This is a genomic window from Streptomyces sp. NPDC029466 (assembly GCF_055574515.1).
Genome location: NZ_JBVHZH010000092.1, coordinates 1 through 10,165 on the forward strand (window position 1 = coordinate 1; position 10,165 = coordinate 10,165).

Below are 10,165 nucleotides of genomic sequence, written 5' to 3' on the forward strand. Positions count from 1 at the left end.
GCCCCCCGAAAAGGCGCGCTCCCCACACCTCCCCGAACAGCTGGCCCCCGGGGGCGGGTCCGGAGGGAGGAGGCCTGTACGCCCCGGGGGTGGGGCGACCCCCCGGGGGCCCCCCCCCCCCCCCGCAGCCGTCGGGTCAGCTCTCCGCAGCGGCCGTCCGGTCAGCTTCCGGCTGCGGCCTCCGCCGGCTCCGGCGCCCCGACGCAGGTCCGCACCGCGCCGATGAGCCGGTCGACCCGCGGGTCGTCACCGGCGCCCATCAGATTGGCGGTATAGGCGAAGCCGACGCCGAACTCGTCGTCACCGAAGGCGAATTGACCGCCCGCGCCGCTGTTGCCGAAGGAGCGCGTACCGAGCAGCCGGCGGAACGGCGAGTCGACGAGGAAGCCGCTGCCCCAGCGGGCGCCGAGGTCCGGCAGCCCCGACCAGGAAGCACCGCCCGACAGCTGCCGGACCGCGTCGGTCACGGTGTCGGCGCCGAGCAGCCGCGGCGCACCGTCCACACCGGTCGCGACCGCCGCGTACAGGGCCGCCAGCCCCCGCGCGGACGAGACCGCGCCCGCGCCGGGGAATTCGGCGGTCAGCAGGGCGGGCGAGTTGTAGCCGTGCGGATCGTCGAGACCGGGGAAGGGCAGCACACCGTTCATCGTCAGGGCCCGCATGGGCAGCAGGTCGGCGCTCGGCAACGGGGAGCGCCCCTCGGCCTCGGCGAGCCGGGCCAGCCGCGGAACCTCCGCCCGCGGCATCCCGATCCAGGTCCGCAGCCCCAGCGCGTCGCCGATGGCCTCGCGGAAGTACCTGCCGGGCGTACGGCCGGTCAGCCGCCGGATCAGCTCGCCGACGATGAAACCGAAGGCGTGCGCGTGGTACTCGTACGCGGAGCCGGGCTCGTACAGCACCGGCTGCTCCTCCAGGGCCCGGATCACCGGCGTCCACCGGGTCAGCTCCTCGAAGGTCAACTGCCTTTCGGCGAGCGGGATTCCGGCGGTGTTGGCGAGCACCATCCGGGTGGTGACCGCCTCCTTGCCCCGCTGGGCGAACTCCGGCCAGTAGTCGGCCACCGGGGCGTCGAGGTCCCACGTCCCCTGCTGGGCGAGCAGATGGGCGCAGACGCCGAGCAGGCCCTTGGCCACGGACATGACGGGCAGGACGGTGTCCTCGTCCCAGGCCCGCCCGGTCCGGTCGTCGGCGGTCCCGCCCCACAGGTCGACGACCTTGCGCCCGTCGGCGAACACGGCCACGGCGGAGCCGAGTTCACGGCCCTCGGCGTAATTCCGGGCGAAGGCGTCCGCGACGGCCCCGAAGCCCTCGTCTGCCCATCCGTGCTGTGGCATCTGCCGCTCGCTTCCTCACGTCGTACTCCCCCGGCCCCCCGTGGACCGCGGCCGGGACACCGTACGTGGGCGGCTGCCCGGGTTCGACCGAATTTCCGTTACCCGAGGGGAGGGTGGGCCCCCGGGCCCATGGCGACCGGAACCGGATTTCCCTCAACCGGGCTTCTGTTACCCACAGTTGCCATCTGCGGTCTGGATTCACGCGGCGTAATCGGGGAAGTCACTACTTCGCACGGCTTTTCGTCCGGCACCGGGTTCCAGGGAGCCCCAGCTGCCCGATTCCGCGGGCCGACGGCCGTGTTCCGGACCACGGTCCACGTCTCCCGTCTGCGCACGCATCGTGAAGGCCATGAGGGAAAGCGATGTCGGAATACCTTGCGGTCGCCCGCCGGATGTGGCACCTGCTGGAGCCACTGCACGCCATCCTGTACTTCGCCCCCGAGGCACGCCAGGCCGCCGCCGGCCTCGGCCATGAGGTCGCCTCCCGCTGGCCCAGCTATTTCGCCTGGCGTACGGCTCCGCTGGGCGCCGCCGGGCCCGAGCTGGTCGCCGCGACGTACTACACCTTCAGCCCGCGGATGATCACCCGGTACCTCCCCCGGATCTGGACCGTCGCGGAACCGGCCAAGGTGCTGGACGCCCGGCTGGTGGCGATGGACCGGGCACTGACCGCCCTCGTCGACGGCCGGCTGACCACCGCCCAGCTCACCGAGGCGGCCGGACTCGCCCGCCAGGCCGCCGAGAACGCCGGTTCCGCCGCCCGCCCGCTGGCCGCCGCCAACCGCGATCTGCCCTGGCCGGACGCGCCCCATCTGGTGCTGTGGCAGGCCGCGACCGTGCTGCGCGAACACCGCGGCGACGGCCATCTGGCGGCCCTGCTGACCTGCGAACTCGATCCGTGCGAGGCCCTGGTGTCGTTCGCCGCGATCGGTGCCGCGCCGGCCGCCGATTTCGTGGGGCGCGGCTGGAGCGCACAGGAGTGGAGCGATGCCCGGCACCGCCTCGCCGCCCGTGGCTGGATCGCCCCGGACGGCACCGCGACCGACCGCGCCCACCAGGAGCGGGAGGCGATCGAGCGGACCACCGACCGGCTGGCGGCCGGACCGTGGCGGGCGCTGGGCCACTCCCGCGCCGAACGGCTGGCGCAGCTGCTCACCCCGCTCCTCTGCGCGGTCTTCGAGGCGGGCTATCTCCCCCGGCACAGCACCCTGGGCATCGGGAAGGTGAAGGTCGGCCACCCGTAGGGGCGGGCCCGCAGGGTTCTCACAACGGCCCGTACCGCCGGACGGTGACGAGGCGGCCCCATCACCCGAGGCGGCCCCCTCACCCGAGACGGCCCTTCACCCCCGGGACCGCCCGCCGGCTCAACTCGCGCGCCGGCCCCGCGTCCCGTCCAGCAACCGCACCACCGCATCGTGCGTCACCCCGTGGTCGGCGAGCACCGCCCCGGCCGGTCCGGGCCCGGCGGTCAGCGCGAGCAGCAGATGTTCCTCGCCGAGTGACCGCTCACCCCGGCCGACCGCGATCCGCAGGGCGCGCTCCAATACGGCCTTGGCCTCCGCGCTGAACGGCCGGCGCACCCGCTTCCGGCGCCCGGCGGTCCCGCCGGAGGCCAGCGCGCCGACCCCGTGGGCCTCCTCCACCCGCGCCACGATCGCGTCGATATCGATCCCCATCCCGGCCAGCGCCGCCGCGTCGGCCGTCGACACCCCGCCGCGCCGGCGCACCTGCGCGAGGGCGTCCGCCACCGACTCCCGCCGCTCATGGGCACCGAGGGCCGCGAGCACCCCGGCGGCCGGGGAATCCGTACGCTCCAGCAGCGCAAGCAGCAGCTCCGGTTCGCCGATCGCAGCGCTCCCCGTACGGTCCGCCTGCTCCACCGCACCCCGCACCACCGCACGCGCCCCGGCCGTGAACTTCTCGAACATCAGCGCCTCCCGTGCTTCTTGTGCACCGCTTGCCTGCTGACTCCCAGCTCCGCCGCGATCTCCTGCCACGACCAGCCCTGCGCACGGGCGCTGCGCACCTGTACGGCTTCGAGCTGCTCCAGCAGCCGGCGGAGCGCGGCCACGGCGCGGAGCCCGACCCTGGGGTCCCGATCGCCGGCCCGCTCGGCGAGATCCGTTGCTTCGGTCATGGATGTCAATGTACGTTGACAATACGAGAGCGTCAACCATCGTTGACATGCCGGGCGCAACTCGGCCCAGAGCAAGCACACTTGAGAGATTTCCGGGGAGGTTCGCCCCTCGGGTCCGGGGAGCTCAGCCCTCAGGCCCGTAAGGATCAGCCCTCGGGACGGGCCGGGTCAGCGGCGGACAGGGCGATCAGCGCCGCGGTGCCGTCCGTCCGCATCTCGACCGGCGCCGCGTCCGGTCCCGCCAGCAGCGCCGCGTCGAACCGCGCCAGCCGCACCTCCGGTTCGCCGGCCGTCCGGACCCGGGTCTCCCCCTCGACGGCCACGATCAGTACGGCCTCCGGGCCCTCGGCACCACCGCCGGCCGGCCGCCGGACCGGCGCCACCACCCGGCGCCCCCGCACCCGCTCCACCGTCGCGTCCGCCCGCCCCTCCCGCAGCATCACATTGAGGTTCACGACGGGGGCGCCCAGCAGCCGGGAGCCGGTCTCCGCCCCGCCGGGGAAGGCAAACGGGCGGCAGCAGTCCGTCAGGAGCCGGGTGGTGCCGTCCACCGTCAGCTCCAGTCCGGCCCCGTCGGCGACGGTGAGGATCCGCCGGACGCCGGGCAGCGGTGAGTACGGCCCGTCCCGGGTGACATCCGCCAGGCTGACCCGCCAGGCGAAGGTGTCCCAGCCGGCGCCCGGCGGGTGGACGGCGACCTCCCGGGTCACCCCGCCGCCGTTGCTCCACGGCATGGCGGGGCGGCCCGCCGCCCGCAGGATCCGCACGTCGCGCAGCCTTCCGGTGAAGTGGTGGCGGCCCGTCAGGCCGTCAGACGGTCAGCACGATCTTGCCGAACAGCTCGCCCTGCGCCATCTTGCTGAACCCCTCGCGCGCCCGGTCCAGCGGCAGCGTCGAGTCGATGACCGGCCGGATGCCCTTGGCCGCGCAGAAGCTGAGCAGCGACGCCAGCTCCTCCTTGCTGCCCATCGTGGAGCCGACGACCTTCAGCTCCAGGAAGAAGATCCGGTTGAGCTCCCCGCTCTTCGGGGTGAAGCCGCTGGTGGCGCCGGAGATGACCAGGGTGCCGCCGGGGCGCAGCGACTTGACGGAGTGCGACCAGGTGGCGGCGCCGACCGTCTCGATCACCGCGTCCACCCGCTGCGGCAGCCGCTCACCGCTGGCGAACACCGCCTCGGCGCCCAGCTCCAGGGCGCGCTTGCGCTTGGCCTCGTCCCGGCTGGTGGCGAAGACCCGCAGCCCGGCCGCGGCGCCCAGCACGATGGCCGCGGTCGCCACGCCGCCGCCGGCGCCCTGCACCAGGACGCTGTCCCCGGGCCGTACGCCCCCGTTGGTGAACAGCATCCGGTACGCGGTCAGCCAGGCGGTCGGCAGACAGGCGGCCTCCGCGAAGGACAGCTCCTTCGGCTTGGGCAGCACGTTCCAGGAGGGGACGGTGACCTGCTCAGCGAACGTGCCCTGGTAGCGCTCGGTGAGGATGGAGGGCTTCTCCTTGGGGCCGACGCCGTGGCCGGTCTGCCCGATGACGGAGTGCAGGACGACCTCGTTGCCGTCCTCGTCGATACCGGCGGCATCGCAGCCGAGGATCATCGGCAGCGCCTCGTCCGTGATCCCCACCCCGCGCAGCGACCACAGGTCGTGGTGGTTCAGCGAGGCGGCCTTGACGTTGACGGTCGTCCAGCCGGGGCGTACGTCAGGGGCCGGGCGCTCCCCCAATTCGAGGCCGTTCAGCGGCTGGTCACGGTCGATGCGGGCGGCATAGGCAGCAAACATGATCCCAACGTAGGCCGCGGCCGGGCGCTGCGGTACCGCGCAGGGGTGTGACACGCACCGCGTCGGCCCGGCCGCACACCGCCATCACGACACAGCCGGGCCCGCACCCCTGAGAGGTGCGGGCCCGGCCCGTCGTCGTGCGCCCCGGGCGGGGGCGCGGTCAGCGGCGTGCCACGCCCTCGGCGCGGGCGGCGGCCGCGACGGCGGCGGTGACGGCCGGGGCGACCCGCTCGTCGAACGGCGAGGGGATGACCCGCTCGGCGCTGAGCTCATCGGCGACCACGGCGGCCAGCGCCTCGGCGGCGGCGAGCTTCATGCCCTCGGTGATCTGCGAGGCCCGCACCTGCATGGCGCCGGCGAAGATGCCCGGGAAGGCCAGCACGTTGTTGATCTGGTTCGGGTAGTCGCTGCGCCCGGTGGCGACCACGGCCGCGTACTTGTGCGCGATGTCCGGGTGGATCTCCGGGGTCGGGTTGGCCATCGCGAAGATCAGCGAGTCCTTCGCCATCTTCGCCACCGCCTCCTCCGGCACCGTGCCGCCGGAGACCCCGATGAAGACATCGGCACCGTCCAGCGCGTCCTCCAGCGAACCGGTCAGCCGGCCCTTGTTCGTGAAGCCGGCCACCTCGCGCTTGACGTCCGTGAGGTCGGCGCGGTCGGCGGAGACGATGCCCTTGCGGTCGCACACCGCGACGTCTCCGATGCCCGCCTCGATCAGGATCTTGGCGATGGCGACACCGGCCGCACCCGCGCCCGAGATGACCGCCCGCAGCTGACCGAGCGAACGGTCCGTGAGCTTGGCGGCGTTGCGCAGCGCGGCCAGGGTGACCACGGCGGTGCCGTGCTGGTCGTCGTGGAAGACCGGGATGTCCAGCCGCTCCTGGAGCCGGCGCTCGATCTCGAAGCACCGCGGCGCCGAGATGTCCTCCAGGTTGACACCGCCGAAGGAGGGCGCCATCCGGACGACGGTCTCGATGATCTCGTCGGTGTCGGTGGTGCCGAGCGCGATCGGCACCGCGTCGACGCCGCCGAACTGCTTGAAGAGGATGGCCTTGCCCTCCATCACGGGGAGGGAGGCCTCCGGGCCGATGTCGCCCAGGCCCAGCACCGCGGTGCCGTCCGTGACCACAGCGACGACCTGGGACTTCCAGGTGTAGTCGTGCACCAGCTCGGGCTGCTCGGCGATGGCGCTGCACACCTTGGCGACACCCGGTGTGTAGGCGAGGGACAGGTCGTCCTTGTCCCGGACCGGCACGGTCGCCTGAATGGCCATCTTGCCGCCGCGATGCAGCGCGAACGCCGGATCGAAGGCGTCGTCGGGCGCGCCGTCCGCGTCCGTACCGCTCTTGCTGTCGCTGCGAGGATTGACGATCTCCGCTGCCACTTGTCTTACCCCTTTTATTCGTAAATCTGCTGAGGGTGGCCACTCCCTGGTTGAGGGGTGGGCGGGCACCGCGTCCGTGCCCTGCTCGGCAGATACCTGCCGCACGGGGGGAGGTACGGACGCCGGGCGCGCCGCACACGCGCCCTGAGCCCCGGATGAGGGGTGTAACGCACCTTTCTACCTGACGGGCGCGAGCCCCGACGAGTCAGATTCATTACTCTCGGGTTCAGAGCTCCGACAATAACGGCGAAATACACAAAAAACTCAGAAGAGCCCGCTCTGTACCGTCCGGATTCCGAGATGCCCGGAGCGCACCTGCCCGTACCGGGCGGTTCACCGGCGGGCAAGCTCCCGTGCGGCAGCTGGCCGCCGGCCCGGCGTCCCCGTCCGTTATCCGATTTTGACCTGAACGACAGTCCGAATACCGGAGTCCGGATGGCAGGATTCCGTCACCAACCGAGGTCGCGACGCCCGAAGGTGTGCCCCGGCCCTTTTGTCACGTCGGCTTCTCCATCCGCAGGAGGCTCAGCATGACCGCAAGCACCACCCGTCGCACGGCCGCCGGCAGGTCTCGTACAGCCGTGGCCGCAGCGACCGCGGTCGCCGCCTCGCTGCTGTTGCTCAGCGCCTGCGGCGACCAGACGAACGAGGCCATCGCCAAGCGTGAGGCGAAGAAGAGCCGCAACGTCAATGCCCCGCTGTTCAAGACGCTGCCCAAGGACGTCCAGGAAAAGGGCTTCCTCCAGGTCGGCTCGGACATCACCTACAAGCCGGTCGAGTTCCGCTCCAACGGCAAGATCGAGGGCATCGACCCGGATCTCGCGGCGGCGATGAGCAAGGAGCTGGGCATCAAGCTCAACTTCAACAACGCCACCTTCGACACCCTCATGGGCGGCCTGAAGTCCAAGCGCTACGACATCGCGATGTCGGCGATGACGGACACCAAGGAGCGCCAGGAGGGCATCGACAGCAACACCGGCAAGAAGATCGGCAAGGGCGTCGACTTCATCGACTACCTCAACGTCGGTGTCTCGCTCTACACCCGCAAGGGCAAGACCAACGGCGTCGACGGCTGGGAAACGCTGTGCGGCAAGAAGATCGCGGTGCAGCGTGGCACGGTCTCGCACGACCTGGCCAAGGACAAGTCGAAGGCCTGTGAGTCCAACGATTCCGAGCCGATCTCGATCGAGGCGTTCGACAACGACTCCGAGGCCCAGACCCGGCTGCGTACCGGCGGTGTGGACGCCGTCTCCAGCGACTACCCGGTCGCGGCGTACGCGGTGAAGGTCTCCGGAGGCGGCAAGGACTTCCAGATGGTCGGCGGCGCGCCGCTGAAGGCGGCCCCGTACGGCATCGCGGTCCCCAAGGGCCAGGAAAAGCTGCGTGACGCGCTGAAGGCCGCCGTGGAACGCGCGATCAAGAACGGCTCGTACGCCAAGGTCCTGGACAAGTGGGACGTCAAGGACGCCGCGGTCAAGAAGGTGCAGCTCAATGGCGGCTGAGCCGCCGAACGCCGCCCCCTTTGCTCCGCGCACCTCCCGCCGAATGCTGAAAGGCAACACCCGTGTCAGTTGACGTCGACAAGTCGGCCCAGCCGCCGGCAGATGCTCCGCCGCCCCAGTCCCTCAAAGCCATCCCGGTACGCCATTACGGACGCTGGGTGGCGGCGATCGTCGTCATCGCCCTGGTCGCACTGCTCGGCAGGGCCTTCGCCACCGCGGACGTCAACTGGGACGCCATTCCCCAGTACATGTTCAACGCGGACATCCTCAAGGGCCTGCGGAACACCCTGCTGATCACCGTGCTCTCGATGATCATCGGCATCGTGGGCGGCGTCATCCTGGCCGTGATGCGCCAGTCCAAGAATCCGGTCACCTCGACGGTCGCCTGGTTCTACGTCTGGTTCTTCCGCGGCACGCCGGTCTATGTCCAGCTGTTCCTCTGGTTCAACCTGGGCCTCGTCTTCCAGTACATCGACATCATGCCGATCTACAAGGACGAGTGGTCGGACTTCATGACCCCGTTCCTGTGCGCGCTGCTGGGCCTGGGCCTCAACGAGGCGGCGTACATGGCGGAGATCTGCCGGGCCGGCCTCAACGCCGTCGACGAGGGTCAGACCGAGGCGGCGCACGCGCTGGGCATGAGCCACGCCAAGACGCTGCGCCGGATCATCGTGCCGCAGGCGATGCGGGTGATCGTGCCGCCGACCGGCAACGAGGTCATCAACATGCTGAAGACCTCCTCGCTGGTCATCGCCGTCCAGTACTACGATTTGCTGCAGGCTGCGCAGAACGTCGGGCGGGACTCCGGCGTCGTGGTCGAGATGCTGATCCTCGCCGCCGCCTGGTACCTCATCGCCACCACGGTGCTCAGCATCGGCCAGTACTACCTGGAGCGCTACTACGCCCGTGGCTCCAGCCGCCAGCTTCCGCTCACTCCGCTCCAGCGCGCCAAGGCAAAGCTGTCCGGCGGCTTCAACCGCCCCGGAGGTATGGGATGACCAGCAAGATCACGACGAGCAAGGCCGCCGGCACCAGCGGCGGCCCGATGGTCAAGGCGGAGGGCGTCCACAAGTCCTTCGGCGCGGCCCACATCCTCAAGGGCATCGACCTGGAGGTCGCGCCCCGGGAGGTCTTCTGCCTGATCGGCCCGTCCGGCTCCGGCAAGTCGACGTTCCTGCGCTGCATCAACCACCTGGAGAAGGTGAACGCCGGGCGGCTGTCCGTCGACGGCGAACTCGTCGGCTACCGCGAGCACAACGGCAAGCTCTACGAGCTGCGCGACAAGGAGGTCGCCGCCCGCCGCCGGGACATCGGCATGGTCTTCCAGCGCTTCAACCTCTTCCCGCACATGACCGCGATCGAGAACGTCATGGAGGCGCCGATCCAGGTCAAGGGCGAGTCCAAGGCCGCGGCGCGGGAGCGGGCGGTCAAGCTCCTGGACCGGGTCGGCCTGGCCGACAAGGCGGGGAACTACCCCTCGCAGCTCTCCGGCGGCCAGCAGCAGCGCGTCGCCATCGCCCGTGCGCTGGCGATGGAGCCGAAGCTGATGCTCTTCGACGAGCCGACCTCGGCCCTCGACCCGGAGCTGGTCGGTGACGTCCTGGACGTCATGAAGGACCTGGCAGCGGACGGTATGACGATGATCGTCGTGACCCATGAGATGGGCTTCGCCCGGGAGGTCGGCGACTCGCTGGTCTTCATGGACGACGGTGTGGTGGTCGAATCCGGCCACCCGCGCGAGGTCCTCGGCAACCCGCAGCACGAGCGGACGAAGTCGTTCCTGTCCAAGGTGCTGTAGGGCGGCCGCTTCCGCGGACGTGAGGCCGTCATTGCCGTAAGGGGTGGTCCGGCGGGTGCGACAGGCACCGCCGGACGCCCCCGCAACGGAGCGGGGGGGGGGGGGGGGGGGGGGGGGGGGGGGGGGGGGGGGGGGGGGGGGGGGGGGGGGGGGGGGGGGGGGGGGGGGGGGGGGGGGGAGGGGGTGGGGGGGGGGGGGGGGGGGGAGGCAAGGGCGAACTTTAAAGCGGAAAGGGTG

Annotated in this window: 10 protein-coding genes; 4 read left to right on the forward strand and 6 right to left on the reverse strand. The window is 71.3% G+C overall.

Going from position 1 to position 10,165, the window contains the following annotated elements; translation table 11 throughout:
• Positions 1-161: 161 nt before the first annotated feature.
• Positions 162-1,334 carry a serine hydrolase domain-containing protein gene (locus ACZ4XD_RS36545; RefSeq protein WP_468049768.1) on the reverse strand — a complete coding sequence of 391 codons (1,173 nt, stop codon included), beginning with the start codon at positions 1,332-1,334 and terminating at the stop codon, positions 162-164.
• Positions 1,335-1,696: 362 nt separating this feature from the next.
• Between ACZ4XD_RS36545 and ACZ4XD_RS36550 the strand changes: the two genes are divergently transcribed.
• Positions 1,697-2,578: an SCO6745 family protein gene (locus ACZ4XD_RS36550; protein WP_468049770.1), complete on the forward strand. Its 882-nt coding sequence runs from the start codon at positions 1,697-1,699 to the stop codon at positions 2,576-2,578.
• Between the two features lie 120 nt (positions 2,579-2,698).
• Here the strand turns inward: ACZ4XD_RS36550 and ACZ4XD_RS36555 are convergent, their stop codons facing one another.
• The 5 genes from ACZ4XD_RS36555 to ACZ4XD_RS36575 all read right to left on the reverse strand — a co-directional run bounded on the left by ACZ4XD_RS36555 (position 2,699) and on the right by ACZ4XD_RS36575 (position 6,628).
• Positions 2,699-3,262 (reverse strand): Clp protease N-terminal domain-containing protein, encoded by a 564-nt coding sequence (locus ACZ4XD_RS36555; protein WP_468049772.1) that lies wholly within the window; start codon positions 3,260-3,262, stop codon positions 2,699-2,701.
• On the reverse strand, positions 3,262-3,471 hold the full coding sequence (locus tag ACZ4XD_RS36560; protein ID WP_018087470.1) for a helix-turn-helix domain-containing protein: 210 nt from the start codon (positions 3,469-3,471) through the stop codon (positions 3,262-3,264). Before ACZ4XD_RS36560 ends, ACZ4XD_RS36555 begins: the two co-directional genes overlap by 1 nt.
• Before the next feature lie 146 nt (positions 3,472-3,617).
• Entirely contained in the window at positions 3,618-4,238 is a 621-nt protein-coding gene (locus ACZ4XD_RS36565) for a HutD/Ves family protein (RefSeq protein ID WP_468049774.1), read from the reverse strand.
• 43 nt (positions 4,239-4,281) lie between these two features.
• A complete protein-coding gene (locus ACZ4XD_RS36570) occupies positions 4,282-5,244 on the reverse strand; it encodes a zinc-binding dehydrogenase (RefSeq protein ID WP_468049776.1) in 963 nt (320 codons plus the stop codon).
• A gap of 160 nt (positions 5,245-5,404) precedes the next feature.
• A complete protein-coding gene (locus tag ACZ4XD_RS36575; RefSeq protein ID WP_468049778.1) occupies positions 5,405-6,628 on the reverse strand; it encodes an NAD(P)-dependent malic enzyme in 1,224 nt (407 codons plus the stop codon).
• A 530-nt stretch (positions 6,629-7,158) separates the two neighbouring features.
• On the opposite strand from ACZ4XD_RS36575, the gene ACZ4XD_RS36580 reads away from it, so the two are divergent.
• The 3 genes from ACZ4XD_RS36580 (at position 7,159) to ACZ4XD_RS36590 (ending at position 9,928) form a co-directional block, all read left to right on the forward strand.
• Complete coding sequence (locus tag ACZ4XD_RS36580) at positions 7,159-8,130, forward strand: ABC transporter substrate-binding protein (RefSeq protein WP_432144637.1); 972 nt, start codon at positions 7,159-7,161, stop codon at positions 8,128-8,130.
• A gap of 62 nt (positions 8,131-8,192) precedes the next feature.
• Complete coding sequence (locus ACZ4XD_RS36585) at positions 8,193-9,128, forward strand: amino acid ABC transporter permease (RefSeq protein ID WP_468049781.1); 936 nt, start codon at positions 8,193-8,195, stop codon at positions 9,126-9,128.
• A gap of 47 nt (positions 9,129-9,175) precedes the next feature.
• Positions 9,176-9,928, forward strand: a complete 753-nt coding sequence (locus ACZ4XD_RS36590; protein WP_388186595.1) for an amino acid ABC transporter ATP-binding protein — start codon at positions 9,176-9,178, stop codon at positions 9,926-9,928.
• Positions 9,929-10,165 lie beyond the last annotated feature (237 nt).